We start from the raw sequence: 16,570 nt of genomic DNA on the forward strand, positions 1-16,570 counted from the left end.
CGGGGTGATCACGATCGGCCAGGTCGCCCGGTACGCGGGCGTGACGGTCAAGGCGGTGCGGCACTACCACAAGGTGGGCCTGCTGCCCGAGCCCGAGCGCGACCACTCCGGCTACCGCCGCTACACCGCCCAGGACGCGGTCGCCCTGGTCAAGATCCGCACGCTCGCCGAGGCCGGCGTCCCCCTCGCCCGCGTGAAGGACCTGCTCTTCGCGGACGAGGAGGAGTTCGCCGCGGCGATCGAGGAGATCGACGAGGCACTGCGCCGCCGTGAGGAGGAGATCCGGCTGGCCCGCGAACGGGTGGTGCGGCTGCGTTCCGGCAACGCGCTGCTCGTCTCGCGCGAGGCCGCCGCGATGCTGGACCTGTTGCGGGACATGGGGGTCAGCGAGCGGGGCGTCCGGATGGAACGGGAGGTCTGGGTGCTGATGCAGGCCGTGGCACCGCACGAGGCGGCGGTCTGGCTCGCGGACAAGGCCGAGTCGCTCGCCGATCCCGAGTTCCGGCGGATCTACCTGGACCACGACGAGGCGTTCGACCTCCCCGCCGACGACCCTCGGTTGCCCGACCTGGCGCGGCGGACGGCGGACTGGTTGTCCCGCAGGCCCGCCGTACCGATGGCCGATCCGGAGGTCACCGCGCTGGCCCTGTCCGCCGCCGGCGCCACCTCTCCCGCGTGGGAACGGATGGCAGGGTTCTAGGCCCTGTCCTGCACATCTCGTCCGCGACAGTCGCGGCTGAGGGCCGCGGAGGCGGCACCGCCACAACGCTCGAACACCTCCAGGACGAGGACGTCGCGGCGGTGCCACCTCCGAGTCTCTCGACCGTGACTCTCATCGAGCAGACTTGCAGGACACGCCCTAGGCCCGACCGAACATCCGTCCGGCGAGGTCGACGCCGACGATCACGCCCTCGGCGTCACGGGTGAAGAACCCGCGCTGCCCGGCGAAAGCCCCAGCGGTGATCATGTACTCGTCACGCGGCAGCAGCCCCATCGGGAACGGCGCGTGGTCGGCCGGCAGATCCGTCTCCGCGGCCTCGCGGATCTCCGGCCGGATCAGCACCTCCAGCACCAGCCCGGCCCCGGTGTCGTCGATGGTCATGACCATCGCGTCGTTGTCGTACGCACCGGCCACCTCGGCAGCGGCGGAGGCGTTGTACGGCAACGGTTCCGGGTCACGATCGACCAGCCCGGCGAAGTGCGCCAGCGCCTGCCGCACCACCGCCTGGTTGAACGGGATCCCGTCCGGCCCCTGGTTCGCGACCGACACCACCGCGAACCCGAGCGACGGCACGATCAGCAGCTCCGCGAACTGCCCGTTGGACGACCCGCCGTGCCCGATGGCCGGCACCCCGTCGATCGTGCGCAGGAACCACCCGACCCCGATGGCGTCCCCGAGGTTGCTGCCGCGCAACACCGCCGTGGGCCGCCGCATCTCCGCGAAGTCGATGCCGTCCCCGTCCCCGAGGTGAAAACGTGCCCATGCAAGGAGATCCGTGATGGACGCGGCGATCCCGCCACCGGGATTGTTGGCACGCCAATGCCTCCACGGCCGTGCGACCTCGCCCTTCTCGTGCCCGACGGCGAACCGCCGCGTCATCACCGCGTCCCGGTCGAAGTGCGTGCCGCCGAGCCCGAGCGGCTCCAGCAGCAACGCCGCCATCGCCTGCTCGTAGGTCTGCCCGGTGACGTTCTCGATGATCCGCCCGGCGAGGTTGAACCCCGACTGGCTGTACGACGGCCGCTCCCCCACCACCCCGATGAGCTTCAGTCCGGCGAGCTCGTCGACGTGCCGCCGCAACGCGTCGTCGCCCTCCCCGGTGTCCACGAGCGTGCCCCAGTCAAGCCCGGACGTGTGGTTCAGCAACTGCCGGACGGTGAACGACCGCCCGTCCCGCAACTGGAGCTCCGGCACGTACTCGTGGACGGACGCGTCCAGCGACACCCGGCCCTGGGCGACCAGCCGCATGATCGCGGTGGCGGTGTAGGTCTTGGTGATCGACCCGAGCAGGAAGAGCGTGTCCTCGGTGACCGGCAAGGGGTTCTCGACGCTGGTGACGCCATGGGTGAAGTGGTGGGTCCGGCCGGCGTGGAGGACGCCGGCGGCGGCGCCGGGGATGTCGAAGCGGGTGGCGGTCCGGGCGAGCAAGTCGTTGTCCATGCCCACACCCTCGAACCCTGACCCAGGGTCAAGGTCAAGCCCGCGATGGAGTTGGTTTCGCCAGGGGCTGTGACGACGGTTCCGGCCCGAGCCTCGGGCCGGAACCGTCGCTAGGCCTACGGGATCCAGTGGTTACCGGACACCGTGATCATCACCTGCAGCTGGATGCTCGCGCCGAAGTACGTGTTCGTGTCCACCGGAGTGGCCACCATCTTGTCCCACAACGCGTCCAGCCACGCCTGGCTGCCGGCGTCCGTGGTGGCCGCCACCGCGAACGGCGCGAAGAACGCCGCGTCGCTGCCGCTGTCGATCTGCGTGCCGTTGAGCGAGTAGCCGATCGCGATCTTGTTCGGGTCGCCGCCGGTCTTGCTCTTGATCCACGAGTTCATCTTGCGGGCGGCCGCGAGCGACTTGGTGTCGCCGGTCAGGGCGGCGTCCGCGCCGATGCGCCACGGGTCGCGGCACGCGTTGTACCAGTACTTGCCGTCGGTGGCCGCCTCCTCCAGCATCTCGCCGACCGCGGGCTTCACCGTGGAGTTGGTGTCCTGCACGAAGTCCGGCAGCAGGCCGGTGCTCGACGCGTACTTCGACTGCAGGGTCGCGACGAGGTCCTGGTGCTTGGCGCGGATCGTGTCCCACGCTGCGTCGCCGGTGGCCTTGCGGAACGCGCGGAAGTGGTCCGACATCCAGTCCGAGGACCGGGAGCCGTAGTACTTCCTGCTGTCGCTGGAGGTCGACCAGTCGCCCATCAGCAGCAGGTTGGTGTTCGGGTTGATGAGGCTCTTCTTGATGGCGTTGACGTTCTTCACCGCGAGCTGCTTGTAGTTGTACGTGCCGGTGCTGCCCCACTGGCGGTCGGCCAGCAGCAGGCCGTAGGCGGTGTCCATGTCGCCGTCGGTCGCGCTGTCGCTGCCGCTGACGCTCTTGCAGGTGTCGTCCTGCTCGGCGGCCAGCAGGTCGGGGTTGTTGACCGACGGGTGGGCGAGCTTGTACTTCAGCAGGCCGTCGAAGATCTTCTTCGCGTCCGGGTCGGCGCCCGCCATCTGTGCAGTGATCACCATGCCGTAGCCCTGCGCCTCGGCGACGTACGGGTGGTCGGCGTCCGGCGAGATGATCTCGTACCAGCCGTTGCCGCAGTTCTGCTTCACGAACGCGGCCTTCCACTTCTTGTAGTACTCGACGATCTTCGCGTCCAGGGTGGCCGTGCTGCCCGACGGCCGCAGGATGCCGGAGGCGTAGGGGGTCTGCCTGCTGCCGAACGGATAGCCGAGTCCACTGGAGGGCGGGGTGGTCGTCGTGGTCGTGGTCGGCGGAGTTCCACCGACGGCGCCGTAGACCTCCAGCTCCCACAGCGAGTACCCGTACGCGGTGCCGCGAGCGGTGCCGTAGACCCGGACATATCGTCCCGAACCGGACACCGTCAAGTCGTCGACACCACCGTCACCGGCGCTGGTCGAGTAGACGTCGGTCCAGGTGGACCCGTCGGAGGAGGTCTGCACGCGGTACGACTTGGCGTACGCGGCCTCCCAGTCGAGCTTCACCCGGCTGATCGAGTGCGCCGCGCCGAGGTCGACGCGCAGCCACTCCGGGTCGTGCCCCTCGGCCGAGGCCCAGCGGGTCGAGGTGCTGCCGTCGACCGCCTTGCCCGCCTCGAGACCGGACCCCTCCACCGAGGAGGCCGTCACGGCCTTGCCGCGGGAGACCAGGGGGTCCGCCGCCGATGCGATGGTCGTTCCTGCCACGAGGAGGCCGAGCACGAGCCCGGCCGCCCCGATAGCCACTTCTCTGCCGCCCACGACCGCCTCCAGCAATTAGTTAACAAAGCTGTCAATGCGAGTGGTTGGCGACGGTATGCAGGTCAGACCACATGGACAAGAGGTACCGACCAGTTGTTGCGCGTTCGGACAGTGCAGGTCAGGGCACCCAGTGGTTGCCCGTGACCGTGATCATCACCTGCAGCTGGATGCTCGCGGAGAAGTAGCTGCCGCCGTCGACCGGCGTTCGCAGCATCTTGTTCCACAGCGCGTCGAGCCACGCCTGGCTGCCCGGATCGGTCGCGGCCACCACCGCGAACGGCGCGAAGAACGCGGCGGCGCTGCCACCGGAGATCTGCGTGCCGTTGAGCTGGTAGCCCATCGCGATGCCGTCCGGGTTGCCGCCCGTCTTGGACTTCACCCACGTGTTGAGCTTGCGGGCCGCCGTCACGGACGCCGAGTCACCGCTGGTCACCGCGTCCGCACCGATGCGCCACGGCACGCGGCAGGCGTTCCAGTAGTACTTGCCGTCGTTGACGCTCTCCAGCACCTGCCCGGCGGGCGGGCGCGCGGAGGAGTTCGTGTTCTCCACGAAGTCCGGCAGCAGACCGGTGTTCGGCGCGTAGTTCTGCTGCAGCGACGAGATCACGTTCTGGTGCGCGGTGCGGATCGTGTCCCACGCCCCGTCCCCCGTCGCCTTCCGGAACGCCCGGAAGTGGTCGACCATCCAGTCCGACGACCGCGACAGGTAGTAGTACTGGTCGCCCGCGCTGGACCAGTCGCCCAGCTTGAGCAGGTTGGTCTGCGGGTTGACCTCGCTGGCCTTGATCGCGTTGATGTGCCGGATCGCCAGCTGCCTGTAGTTGTGCGTGCCGGTGCTGCCCCACTGCCGGTCGGCGAGCAGCAGCCCGTAGGCCACGTCCATGTCGCCGTCCGTGGCGCCGTCACCGCCGTTGACGCTGCGGCAGTTCACGTCCTGCTCCGCCGCGAGGAGGTCGCGGTTGATCGAGGACGGGTGGTCGATCTTCCACTTGACGAGCCCGTCGAAGATCTTGCGGGCGTCCGGGTCCGCGCCGGCCATCTGCGCGACGACGACCATGCCGTAGCCCTGCGCCTCGGCGACGTAAGGATGGTCGGCGTCCGGTGAGATCACCTGGTACCAGCCGTTGCCGCAGTTCTGCCGCACGAACGCGGACTTCCAGCGCTGGTAGTAGTCCACCACCGCGGCGTCCAGGCTCGACGTCGTGCCGGACGGGCGCAACGTGCCCGCCGCGTAGGAGGTCTTGCGGCTGCCGAACGCGTAACCGAGGCCGTCCGAGGGCGGGGTGGTCGTCGTGGTCGTGGTCGGCGGGGTGCCACCGGCGACGCCGAAGACCTCCAGCTCCCACAGCGAGTAGCCCCACTCCGTACCGCGGGCCGTGCCGAGCACCCGCACGTACCGGCCGGAACCCGACACGGTGAGGTCGTCGACCCCGCCGTCACCGGCACCGGTCGAGAACACGTCCGCCCAGGCCGAGTCGTCGGGAGAGGTCTGCACGCGGTAACCCCTCGCGTACGCGGCCTCCCAGTTGAGCCGCACCCGGCTGACCGAGTGGGCCGAGCCGAGGTCGACCCGGATCCACTCCTGGTCGCTGCCCTCGGCCGAGGCCCACCGCGTCGTCGTGCTGCCGTCCACGGCCTTCGCGGCCTCGAGCCCGGCACCCTCGACAGAGGACGCCGTGACCGCCTTGCCCTGCGAGACCAGGGGGTCCGCGGCCGTCGCGCTGGTCGTCCCCGCCACCAGGAGACCCGCCACGAGACCGCAGGCACTGATCGCCGCCACCGCCGATCGTCTGTCCACACTCACCTCCCAGCCAATTGGTTAACAAACCTTCCTGAGGTCTGGATGGCGGCGACCCTAGGCGGGTGCGTCGGCTCGGGACAAGAGGTGTGGACCAGTCATCGAGACAGGAACAAGACAGAAATCTCGCGGTGGACTACCGCCAGACCTTCCCGACGTCCCCGGCGATCGAGACGGCCTGCGCGAACCCGGCCTCCGCGGCGGGTTTGCGCCTCGCCGGGTCCAGCAGGTTCGAGCCGATCGCCGTCAGCGCGGTGGCGTCCGGACTGATCACGATCGACGGCACCCCGAGCTTCGCCGCCTGCGCACCGGGTGCCGCGGCAGGACTGGCCGACCGCGTCAACGGCGCGATGACCACGACCCGCTCGTACCCGGCCGCGAGGTCGACGTTGGCCACGGACCGCATGCCGCCGTCCATGTACCTGTTGCCGTTGATGCTGACCGGCGGCCACACCAGCGGCACCGCACAGCTCGACGCCACCGCCTTCACCAGCGGCACCCCGCTGTCCCGGTCGAACGCCACGAACCTCCCGTCCGCGGTGTCCACGGCCGTGACCTTGAGCGGACGCTCCGGCCAGTCCTTCGTGGACAGACGGCTGTCGAACACCTCCAGCCGCGACTCCTCCGACGGCGTGCGGGCCTTGAGCGCGGCACGTCCGAGCCGGGCCCGCTTCTGCGCAGGCGACCCCGGCATCACGTAGGAAAGCGCGTACCTGACGACCATCCACGAAGTGAGACGAGCCGGGATCTCCCCGTCGGGTGGCGCCAGCTGGCCCGCGTAGAGGTCCGCGAGCGGCGCGCCTCCCGCCAGTTCGGTGGCCACCACCGATCCCGCGGACGTCCCGACGAACAGGTCGGCGTCGGTGAGATCGACGCCCTGTTCGGCCAGTCCGTGCAGAATCCCGGTCTCCCAGGCGATTCCGGTGACACCACCGCCACCCAGCACCAACGCGCGTTTTCCGGTCACGACGACCATCCTATGGAGTGGGACGGGTTCCTGGTCCATGGTCGATGTTGGTAGCCTTGACCGCGAAACCGAGAAGCGCTGCAACGGGCTCGCACGCCTGCCACGCTCGGCTTCGTTCCACCACGAACAAAGGGCGCTTCCGACTTTTCGGGAGCGCGCGTGAGTGGACTCAAGTCCCTGCTGGACCAGCGGATCGCTGTGCTGGACGGCGCCTGGGGCACGATGTTCCAGCAGGCCAAGCTCTCCCCCGCGGACTACTACGGCACCGAGTACGAGGGCCACGTCCCGGACGTGGCGGGCGACCCGGACCTGCTCAACCTCACCCGCCCCGACCTGGTGCTCGACGTGCACCGGCAGTACCTCGCGGCGGGCGCGGACATCACGACCACCAACACGTTCACCGCCACCTCGATCGGCCAGGCCGACTACGGGCTCGAGAGCCGCGTCCGCGAGATGAACATCGCCGGCGCGCGCCTCGCCCGGCAGGCCGCGGACGAGTTCGGCGGCCGGTTCGTCGCGGGCTCGGTCGGCCCGCTCAACGTCACCCTCAGCCTGTCGCCCAAGGTCGAGGACCCGGCGTTCCGCGCCGTCACGTTCGAGCAGGTCAAGGCCTCCTACGCGGAGCAGATCTCGGCACTGCACGAGGGTGGCGTCGACCTGCTGCTGATCGAGACGATCTTCGACACCCTGAACTGCAAGGCCGCCATCGCCGCGGCCCGCGAGGTCGCGCCCGACCTGCCGCTGTGGATCTCGGTGACGATCGTCGACCTGTCGGGCCGCACGCTGTCGGGCCAGACCGTCGAGGCGTTCTGGGACTCGATCGCGCACGCCGAGCCGCTGGTCGTCGGCGTGAACTGCTCGCTGGGCGCCGAGGAGATGCGCCCGCACGTCACGGACCTGGCGCGCCTCGCGAACACCTACGTCGCGTGCCACCCGAACGCCGGCCTGCCCAACGCGTTCGGCGGCTACGACGAGACCCCGGACGAGACCGCCGCCCTGCTGAAGGACTTCGCGGGCAAGGGCATCGTCAACGTCGTCGGCGGCTGCTGCGGCACCTCCCCCGCGCACATCAAGGCCATCGCGGACGCCGTGCGCGGGATCGACGCCCGCGAGGTCGTCCCGCCGCGCCACACCACCCGCTACAGCGGCCTGGAGACGTTCGAGATCGGCCCCGACACCGGGTTCGTGATGATCGGCGAGCGCACCAACGTCACCGGCTCGGCGAAGTTCCGCAGGCTGATCGAGAGCGACGACCACAACGCCGCGCTCACCGTGGCACTCGACCAGGTGCGCGGCGGCGCGAACCTGCTCGACGTCAACATGGACGCCGACCTGCTCGACGGCGAGCAGGCGATGACGACGTTCCTGAACCTCATCGCCACGGAACCCGAGATCGCCCGCATCCCGGTGATGATCGACAGCTCCCGCTGGACCGTGCTCGAGGCCGGGCTGCGGTGCGTGCAGGGCAAGGGCGTGGTCAACTCGATCAGCCTCAAGGAGGGCGAGGAGCCGTTCCTGCGGCAGGCCCGCACGATCCGCGACTACGGCGCCGGTGTCGTCGTGATGGCGTTCGACGAGCAGGGCCAGGCCGACACGACCGACCGCAAGGTCGAGATCTGCGCCCGCGCCTACGACCTGCTCACGCAGAAGGTCGGCTTCCCGGCCGAGGACATCATCTTCGACCCGAACGTGCTCGCCGTCGCGACCGGCATCGAGGAGCACAACGGCTACGCGAAGGCGTTCATCGACGCCCTGCCGCGCATCAAGGAGCGATGTCCGGGAGTCCGCATCAGCGGCGGCATCTCGAACCTGTCGTTCTCGTTCCGCGGCAACGACGTGGTCCGCGAGGCCATGCACTCGGCGTTCCTGTTCCACGCCGTCAAGGCCGGACTGGACATGGGCATCGTCAACGCCGGTCAGCTCGTCGTCTACCAGGACATCAAGGCCGACCTGCTGGAACTGGTCGAGGACGTCATCTTCAACCGGCGCGAGGACGCGACCGACCGGCTCGTCACGCACGCCGAGACCGTCAAGGGCCCCGGCCAGAAGCGCGTGGTCGACCTGTCGTGGCGCGAGGCCCCGGTCGGCAAGCGCCTGGAGCACGCGATCCTGCACGGTGTCGTCGACTTCATCGAGGACGACACCGAGGAGGCCCGCCAGGCCCTCCCCCGCCCCCTCGACGTCATCGAGGGCCCGCTGATGGACGGCATGAAGGTCGTCGGCGACCTGTTCGGCGCGGGCAAGATGTTCCTGCCCCAGGTCGTGAAGAGCGCCCGCGTGATGAAGCGCGCCGTCGCGTACCTGGAGCCGTTCATGGACGCCGAGCCGAAGGCCACGGCCGGCGGCAACGGCAAGGTCGTGCTGGCCACGGTCAAGGGCGACGTCCACGACATCGGTAAGAACATCGTCGGCGTCGTGCTGGGCTGCAACAACTACGAGGTGATCGACCTCGGCGTGATGGTGCCGGCCGCGAAGATCCTCGACACGGCCATCAAGGAGCACGCCGACGTCATCGGCCTGTCCGGGCTGATCACGCCGTCCCTGGACGAGATGGTCTCGGTCGCCGAGGAGATGCAGCGGCGCGGCATGAAGCTGCCGCTGCTGATCGGCGGCGCGACGACCTCGAAGCAGCACAACGCCGTGAAGATCGCCCCGGTCTACGACGAGCCGGTGATCCACGTGCTCGACGCGTCGCGGGTCGTCGGAGTGGTCTCCGACCTGCTCGACGACCGCCGGGCCCACGAGCTGAACATCTCGAACCGCGCCGAACAGGCCCGCTTGCGAGAACAGCACGAAAACCGCAAGTCGGTGCCGTTGCTCAAGCTCGACGCCGCTCGCGCGAACGCGGAGAAGGTCGATTTCTCCGAATTGCCGACGCCTGAATTCACCGGCACCCGCGTGCTGACGCCCACTCTGGGCGAATTGCGCGAGTTCATCGACTGGACTTTCCTGTTCCTCGCCTGGGAGCTCAAAGGCAAGTTCCCCGCGATCCTGGAACAGCCGGTCGCGCGTGAACTCTACGAGGACGCGACGACGTTGCTGGACGAAATCGTCGCGGGCGAATTGTTCGAGGCGAAGGGCGTCTACGGCTACTGGCCCGCGCATTCCGAAGGCGACGACATCCTGCTCGAGAACGGCGTGCGGATCCCGATGCTGCGCCAGCAGACGCAGAAGCCGCTTTCCCGCCCGAACCGCTGCCTGTCCGACTACGTCGCGCCGGAGGGCGACCACCTCGGCGGGTTCGCGGTGACGATCCTCGGCGCGGAGAAGCTGGCCGCGAAGTACGAGGCCCAGAACGACGACTACCGCGCGATCATGGTGAAGGCACTGGCGGACCGGCTCGCCGAGGCGTTCGCCGAGTGGATCCACCTGCGGGCGCGGCGCGACTGGTTCGAGCCGGACGCCCAGCCGGAACTGGCCGAGCTGCACGCCGAGAAGTTCCGCGGCATCCGCCCGGCGCTCGGTTACCCGGCCTGCCCGGACCACACCGTCAAGCGCGAACTGTTCGACCTGCTGGGCGCCGAGGAGGAAATCGGGGTCTCGCTCACCGAATCGTTCGCGATGAACCCGGCGGCGAGCGTGAGCGGCCTGATCTTCCAGCACCCCGAGGCGAAGTACTTCACGGTCGGACGGCTCGGGCGCGACCAGGTGCAGGACTACGCGACGCGGTACGGCAAGCCTCTCGCGGAAGTCGAGCAGTGGCTGCGCCCGAACCTCGGGTACGAACCGGCCTGATCGATTCGGGGCGTGAAAGCGCTTCCCGTCGAGACGGGCGTTGTCCCGGTTTGGCATCAACCGATGTAGGCTCGGCCGCTCTGGAGATCAGTCACCCGTAGGTCGAACGAGCCCGAGGTCATCCATGCGAGCGGCGGCGCTGGTGCTGGGTCTGGTGCTGTTCGCGGGCTGTGGTGCCGCCGCGGATTCCGAGGCGTTGCCGCACGTGGGTTTCGTCGTGAAGCGCACGGGCGGGTCCTTCGCCCAGGAGATGACCAGCGGATTCCACGAGGGCGTCGGCCGGATCGGCGGGGTCAGCGCGACGGTGACCGGACCTCCCGGCCAGGACGGGCACAAGGAAGTCGAGTTGTTCCGGGATTTGACGCTGGCGGCACAAGGCGGAATCGCCGTGGCCACGTCGGAGCCCGCACTGATGGCGCCGTCCATCGGTGAAGCGCTGTCGCAGCACGTCGCGGTGGTCGGAGTGGACATGCGGCTCACCGCGAGTTCCGGGGTGAAACTGCACATCGGTAACGACAACTACGAACTCGGCGAAAAGCTGGCTGACGAGTTGATGCGCCGATTGCCCTCGGACGCGACCGGAACAGTGGTGCTGGGAAACACCGCTCCGGGACTCGCCGGGTTCGACGACCGGGCCGACGGAATCCGGGGTCGATTCGCCGAAAAGCTACCGGGGGTAGTGGTGCTGGGCCCGTTCGACACACAACGTGACGACGCCGCGAATCGCGACGCGTGGAAACGTCTGGTGGCGGCGAATCCGAACGCCCTCGCGTTCGTTGGTACGGGCGACTGCGACGGCGTGAACCTCGCCGCGCTCAAGACCGAGAAGTCGGCGAGGTGGCTGGTGGGCGGGTTCGGGGTCGACCCGAGAACGTTGCAGGCGGTGAGGGACGGCGCGATGGTCGCGTCCGTCTCACCCGAGCACTACCTCAAGGGCGCTGTGGCAGGCTGGCTCCTCGCACGGCACGCGAAGGGCGGCGCCGCGCTGCCGGAGGGCTGGGTCGAGACGCCGGGGCTCACGGTGACCACCGGGAACCTGGACCAGATCCTGCACCGGCAGGAGTCGGAGAAGGCGCGCAGGGAGTTCTTCCAGCCTCAGATCGACAGCTTCGTCGAGGATCCGGCGAGCTGGGTGCGACCGTTGGAGCAGGCACGGTGAGCTTTTGGGAAGGCCGCGCCACCGCACGGGTGGCGACGGTGGGGCTGACGTTCGGGCTGCTGGTCCTCGCGGGACTGGCGCTGTGGAGCAGCATCGACGCACGGGCCACGACCGCGCACGTGCGGGAGCTCAACGACTCCAGCGAGCGGTGGGCCCGCGTGCTGGAGCACATCAACGTCGCCGACAACGCGTTGCGGGACCTGCAGGTCGCGCGGACCCAGCAGACCGTCGAGCCGCTGGAGAACTCCGTCGGCTCGGCCCGCGCCGAGCTGGAGTGGCTGCGCGCCAACGGCACGTCGTCCGACGCGGACGAGGCCGGCAAGCTGCTGGCGCTGTACGACCAGACCTCGGACATGCTGCGCAAGGTCATCGCCGGCACCGACCCGGTGCAGGCGGACCAGGCGGGCCTCGCGCACTCCTCGTTGCGGCGCCAGATCTCCTCGACCATCGGGACCCTGCGCCTCGACACCACCGAGTACCTGCGCGCGGCCGACGAGAAGAACGCGCGGCTACGGATCGCGCAGATCGTGGTGTTCGTGTTCGACGCGGCCCTCGTGGGCCTGTTCGGCATGGTGCTGCTCGGGCAGCGCCGCATGATCCTGCGCCAGGCCGCGAAGAACGAGCACGAGGCGCACCACGACACCCTGACGGGCCTGGCGAACCGCGCGTTGCTCGCGCGGCGGATGGAGCTGGCCGTCGAGAAGGCGCGCAAGAAGGACGAGCCGCTGGCGTTGCTGATCGTGGACCTCGACAGGTTCAAGGAGGTCAACGACTCCCTCGGCCACCACACCGGTGACCTGTTGCTGCGCCAGGTGGCGAACCGCCTGTCGTGGGCGGTGCGCGACACGGACCTGGTGGCACGGCTGGGCGGCGACGAGTTCGCCGTGCTGCTGCCCGGGGTCGGCTCGGCGGAGAACGCGAGCATGGTCGCGGAGAAGATCCTGCAGGCGCTGGCGATGCCGGTGACACTGGAGGGCCTGGAGCTGGAGATCGCGGGCAGCGTCGGTGTGGCGCTGTGCCCGGCGGACTCGGGCGACGGCCACGAGCTGCTGCGGCACGCGGACATCGCGATGTACGCGGCGAAGCGCGAGAAGTCCGGTGTCGCCGTCTACGACGCCCGCCTGCACGAACGCGGTGCGGCCCACCTCACGGCCGTCACGGAGCTGCGGCACGCGATCGACCGGGGCGAGCTGTTCCTGCACTACCAGCCCAAGGCCCTGGCCGACACGGGCGCGGTGTGCGGCGTCGAGGCCCTGGCCCGCTGGCAGCACCCGACGCGCGGGCTCGTGCGTCCGGACGAGTTCATCCCGATCGCCGAGGAGAACGGCCTCATTGAGCCGCTGACCCGGTACGTGATCGACGCTGCTCTGAGGCAGTGCCGGTCGTGGTCGGACGCGGGCTGGGAGGTGCCGGTCTCGGTGAACGTGGGCGCGGCGTGCCTGCACCACACCGAGTTCCCCGGCGACGTGGCGGACCTGATCAAGCGCCACGGCCTGCCCGCGCGCCTGCTGACGCTGGAGATCACCGAGTCCGCGATCATCTCGGACCCGGACCGCGCGGTGGAGGTGTTGCGCGGCCTCACCGAACTGGGTGTGCGGCTGTCGATCGACGACTTCGGCACCGGCTACTCGTCCATCTCGTACCTGCGCAGCATGCGGGTGCACGAGATGAAGCTCGACCGCTCGTTCGTCACGCACATGTGCACCGACGCGGGCGATTCGGCGATCGTGCACGCCCTGGTGGCGCTGGCCCGGAACTTCGGGCTGCAGGCCGTCGCGGAGGGTGTGGAGGACCAGGACACCTGGACGGCGCTGGCCGAGGCCGGGTGCGACGTGGTGCAGGGGTACTTCCTCAGCGAGCCGTTGCCCGCCGAGGAAGTCGTCGCCTGGCTCGGGGATCGGGCCGCGGCTCACGCGTAGCGCGGTGACCGCTGGCCTTCGCGGTTACCGCGTGTACACGTCGGTGTCCCGCCACTGGTTGATGAACGGCTGCATGAAGTCGACCATGGCGGGCAACTGGTCCGCGACGGACAGGTACGCGATCACCCGGATCGCGCCGACCGCGTTCACGAACCGGAGCACCTCCTTGTCGAGCTCGCGCAACCCGTTCTTCAGGGCTCCCCGGTTGTAGGCGGCCTCGTACTCCAGGCCGAGACCGGCCAGGTCCCACTCGACCGGGCCGTACGTGATCAGCTCGAAGTCGGAGAACAACGGGCCGCCGGTGCTCGCGAAGATGTTCGCGGGCGGTGAGTCGCCGTGGATCGGCTGCAGGTCGATGCCGGGGAACCTCTTGCGGAACTCGGCCTCGGAGCTGACGAGCGGCTCCAGCACCTCCCACTCCGCCCGTGCGCGCTGGAGGTCCTCCGCGGTGACGACGTCCAGTCCCGCGAGCCTGTCGAGGCCTTCCCGGACGAACCGGGGTTCGGCCGACGACAGGAAGTCCAGCTCGCCGGGATAGTCCCGCAGCGCCTTGTGCAGGTCGGCGGAGAGCTCGGAGTTCTTGACGTAGTCCGGTTCCTGGGACTTGTCCTCGTCGGTGAACGGCCAGAACGTGATGGAGAAACCGTCGCGCTGCACGGGTACGCGCTCGACGAGCGGGCTCGGCGGGATCACCGGCGTGCCCTGGTCGTGCAGCCACTGCGCGACGTCGAGCTCCTGTTGCTGGCGCCGCGCCAGCGACTCGAGGGTCGTCGTGTGCGGCAGGACGGTCGGGATGCGGGCGACGACCGGGGCCGGCGCGAGGTGCACGACCACGGAGAACAGTTCGTAGAGGACCTTGCCCTCGGTGATCTCCAGGCCGAGTTCGCGACCGGCCGCCACCGCGGCGTCCCGTGCGGCGTTGGTGCGGTGGGCGATGTCTTCGGGGGTCGCGAAGGCTGTCATGGCACGATCGTGTCACGACACCGGCGCCGAACGCAGATCATTTACGGTGACCCCATGGCCGACCGTCACCTGATCGACGTCCACGTGCTGCTCGTGCGCGACGGCGAGGTGCTGCTGTCCCGCCGCCGTGACACCGATCCCCGGTTCGACGGTCTCTGGCACCTGCCGTCCGGCAAGCTCGACGCGGGCGAGTCGGTGCTCGGCGGTGCCGCGCGGGAGGCCGCGGAGGAGATCGGCGTGGTGATCGAGGCCGGCGACCTCAGGCACGTGCACACGGTGCACGCCACCGGCACCGGCGTGGAGCCGCGGCTCGGGTTGTTCTTCGAGGTCCTGCGGTGGAGCGGGGAGCCGGTGAACCTCGAGCCGGCGAAGTGTTCGGAGCTGCGGTGGTTCGGGCTCCGCGCGCTGCCCGAGGACACCATGACGTACCCGGCCGCCGGGATCGCCGGTTACCTGGCCGGGCAGTCGTTCGGGCTGCTCGGCTGGGACCGCTGAACGAGCCCGTCCAGCACGAGGGTGATCACTCCGTCCGCCTCCGCCCGCCAGTCCGGCCTCTCGTGGGCCGCGCCGATGCCGTGCAGCGCCATCATGACCGGCCCCGCTCCCACGTCGGCTCGGACCGCACCGGCCTGAGCCGCGGCGTCGACCAGGCCGGTGACGGCCTCCTCCAGCGCCCTGCTGCCCTCTGCCAGTGAGTCCGCGGCCATGAGCGTCGCCAGCGTGCGGGCCAGGCCCTGTTTGGCGTGCAGGTAGCCGACCATCTCGCGCAGGAACGTCGTCAGGGCGTCCAGCGCGGGTGCCGTGGCCCGCAGGTGGCGGGCGCGCTCGCACAACGCGACGACTTCCTCGTGGTAGACCGCCTCGGCCAGTGCCTCCCTGGTCGGGAAGTGGCGGTACAGCGTGCCCGTGCCGACTCCGGCGAGGCGCGCGAAGTCGTCGAAGCGCAGGTCGAAGAACTCCCCTGCCTCGAAGACCTCCCTGGCCTTGGCCAGCAGTGCCTGGCGGTTGCGCTGGGCGTCGGCGCGCAGCGGCTTCCCTGACGTTGACAAACGGAATCCGTCTCCATATTTTCGGAAGTGGAGATTGTCTCCACTTTCATCGTAACCCATGAGGTGAGACCGTGAAGATCCTGATGTTCGGCCGCGGCGTGATCGCCACCGTGTACGGCTGGGCGCTGGAACGGGCCGGGCACGAGGTCGAGTTCTACGTCCGGCCCGGCCGTGCGGCGGAGTACGGGGACACGACGCGTCTCGACCTGCGCGACCTGCGGCAGCGCCTGTGGGGACAGCGCGTCGAGCAGGAGTGGCCGGTGCGCCTGCGCGAGGAGCTGGAGCCGGACCACGACTTCGATCTGATCGTGCTGAGCGTGGGGCACCACCGGTTGACGGAGGCGGCGAACTTCCTGGCACCCCGCGTCGGCAGGGCCACGGTGCTGGTGTTCGGCAACATCTGGGCCGAGCCGCTGGACGCGATCGGGGATCTTCCCGCCGACCGGGTCGCGTGGGGCTTTCCCCAGGGAGGCGGCGGTTTCGGCGAGGACGGCGTGCTGCGGGGGGCGATGCTGCCGTCCGTCCTCTTCGGAACCGTGGGGCCGCGGACGGAACGCGAGCGGGCCGTGCGGCAGGTGTTCCGCGAGGCGGGGTTCCGGATCAAGGAGGAACCGGACTTCCGCGGCTGGCTGCTGATCCACTTCGTGTCGGACGCCGGGCTGTTCTCGCAGGGGCTGCGGCTGGGCGCGCTGGCCGACCTGGCCGGACGCCGGCGCGACGTCCGCGAGGCGTTGCTGGCCGGGCGTGAGCTGCTGCCGCTGGTCGAGGCGCGGGGCGTCGTCGTGGGACGCCGTGCGCTGCTGTTCCGCATGCCGACCTGGCTGTCGGCTCCCTTGTTCGCCTGGCTGACCGCGTACTTCCCACCGGTGCGCGACAACTTCGCGACGCACTCCGACCCCGGGGCGGAGGAGCCGCGGATGATCTGCCGCGACACCCTGGCGGAGGCACGCCGGCTGGGCGTCCCCGCACCGCGGCTGGCCGCGGCGGAACCGAGCTTCGCGACGCACGCCTGAAGCCGGGTTA

At 69.6% G+C, this 16,570-nt stretch carries 12 protein-coding genes; 6 read left to right on the forward strand and 6 right to left on the reverse strand.

Annotated elements, in window-relative coordinates:
• Positions 1-4 precede the first annotated feature (4 nt).
• Positions 5-700 (forward strand): MerR family transcriptional regulator, encoded by a 696-nt coding sequence (locus tag ACWF7A_RS24685; protein ID WP_452252842.1) that lies wholly within the window; start codon positions 5-7, stop codon positions 698-700.
• A 159-nt stretch (positions 701-859) separates the two neighbouring features.
• Here the strand turns inward: ACWF7A_RS24685 and ACWF7A_RS24690 are convergent, their stop codons facing one another.
• The 4 genes from ACWF7A_RS24690 to ACWF7A_RS24705 form a co-directional block, all read right to left on the reverse strand.
• Positions 860-2,161: a serine hydrolase domain-containing protein gene (locus ACWF7A_RS24690; RefSeq protein ID WP_452252843.1), complete on the reverse strand. Its 1,302-nt coding sequence runs from the start codon at positions 2,159-2,161 to the stop codon at positions 860-862.
• Between the two features lie 116 nt (positions 2,162-2,277).
• Positions 2,278-3,957: a glycosyl hydrolase family 8 gene (locus ACWF7A_RS24695; RefSeq protein WP_452252844.1), complete on the reverse strand. Its 1,680-nt coding sequence runs from the start codon at positions 3,955-3,957 to the stop codon at positions 2,278-2,280.
• Positions 3,958-4,075: 118 nt separating this feature from the next.
• On the reverse strand, positions 4,076-5,755 hold the full coding sequence (locus ACWF7A_RS24700) for a glycosyl hydrolase family 8 (protein ID WP_452252845.1): 1,680 nt from the start codon (positions 5,753-5,755) through the stop codon (positions 4,076-4,078).
• Between the two features lie 136 nt (positions 5,756-5,891).
• A complete protein-coding gene (locus tag ACWF7A_RS24705) occupies positions 5,892-6,722 on the reverse strand; it encodes a patatin-like phospholipase family protein (protein ID WP_452252846.1) in 831 nt (276 codons plus the stop codon).
• A gap of 159 nt (positions 6,723-6,881) precedes the next feature.
• On the opposite strand from ACWF7A_RS24705, the gene metH reads away from it, so the two are divergent.
• The 3 genes from metH to ACWF7A_RS24720 all read left to right on the forward strand — a co-directional run bounded on the left by metH (position 6,882) and on the right by ACWF7A_RS24720 (position 13,535).
• Positions 6,882-10,457: a methionine synthase gene (metH, locus tag ACWF7A_RS24710; protein ID WP_452252847.1), complete on the forward strand. Its 3,576-nt coding sequence runs from the start codon at positions 6,882-6,884 to the stop codon at positions 10,455-10,457.
• Positions 10,458-10,581: 124 nt separating this feature from the next.
• The gene (locus ACWF7A_RS24715) at positions 10,582-11,616 is read left to right on the forward strand and encodes a sugar ABC transporter substrate-binding protein (protein ID WP_452252848.1); all 1,035 of its coding nucleotides are present in this window, start codon (positions 10,582-10,584) and stop codon (positions 11,614-11,616) included.
• Complete coding sequence (locus ACWF7A_RS24720) at positions 11,613-13,535, forward strand: putative bifunctional diguanylate cyclase/phosphodiesterase (protein WP_452252849.1); 1,923 nt, start codon at positions 11,613-11,615, stop codon at positions 13,533-13,535. The genes ACWF7A_RS24715 and ACWF7A_RS24720 overlap by 4 nt, the downstream gene beginning before the upstream one ends.
• 24 nt (positions 13,536-13,559) lie before the next feature.
• On the opposite strand, the gene ACWF7A_RS24725 is transcribed toward ACWF7A_RS24720, so the two are convergent.
• A complete protein-coding gene (locus ACWF7A_RS24725) occupies positions 13,560-14,498 on the reverse strand; it encodes a phosphotransferase (protein WP_452252850.1) in 939 nt (312 codons plus the stop codon).
• A gap of 54 nt (positions 14,499-14,552) precedes the next feature.
• On the opposite strand from ACWF7A_RS24725, the gene ACWF7A_RS24730 reads away from it, so the two are divergent.
• Positions 14,553-14,993, forward strand: a complete 441-nt coding sequence (locus tag ACWF7A_RS24730; protein WP_452252851.1) for an NUDIX hydrolase — start codon at positions 14,553-14,555, stop codon at positions 14,991-14,993.
• On the opposite strand, the gene ACWF7A_RS24735 is transcribed toward ACWF7A_RS24730, so the two are convergent.
• The gene (locus ACWF7A_RS24735) at positions 14,948-15,547 is read right to left on the reverse strand and encodes a TetR/AcrR family transcriptional regulator (RefSeq protein WP_452252852.1); all 600 of its coding nucleotides are present in this window, start codon (positions 15,545-15,547) and stop codon (positions 14,948-14,950) included. The genes ACWF7A_RS24730 and ACWF7A_RS24735 overlap by 46 nt on opposite strands.
• A gap of 71 nt (positions 15,548-15,618) precedes the next feature.
• Here ACWF7A_RS24735 and ACWF7A_RS24740 point away from each other — a divergent pair, with 71 nt between their 5' ends.
• Positions 15,619-16,560, forward strand: a complete 942-nt coding sequence (locus tag ACWF7A_RS24740; protein ID WP_452252853.1) for a ketopantoate reductase family protein — start codon at positions 15,619-15,621, stop codon at positions 16,558-16,560.
• Positions 16,561-16,570 lie beyond the last annotated feature (10 nt).

It is taken from the genome of Lentzea sp. NPDC055074 (assembly GCF_053608005.1).

Coding starts and splice junctions, on each gene's coding strand:
- ACWF7A_RS24690 (WP_452252843.1), bottom strand. CDS start 2,161: ATGGACAACGACTTGCTCGCCCGGACCGCCACCCGCTTCGACATCCCC.
- ACWF7A_RS24725 (WP_452252850.1), bottom strand. CDS start 14,498: ATGACAGCCTTCGCGACCCCCGAAGACATCGCCCACCGCACCAACGCC.
- ACWF7A_RS24715 (WP_452252848.1), top strand. CDS start 10,582: ATGCGAGCGGCGGCGCTGGTGCTGGGTCTGGTGCTGTTCGCGGGCTGT.
- ACWF7A_RS24730 (WP_452252851.1), top strand. CDS start 14,553: ATGGCCGACCGTCACCTGATCGACGTCCACGTGCTGCTCGTGCGCGAC.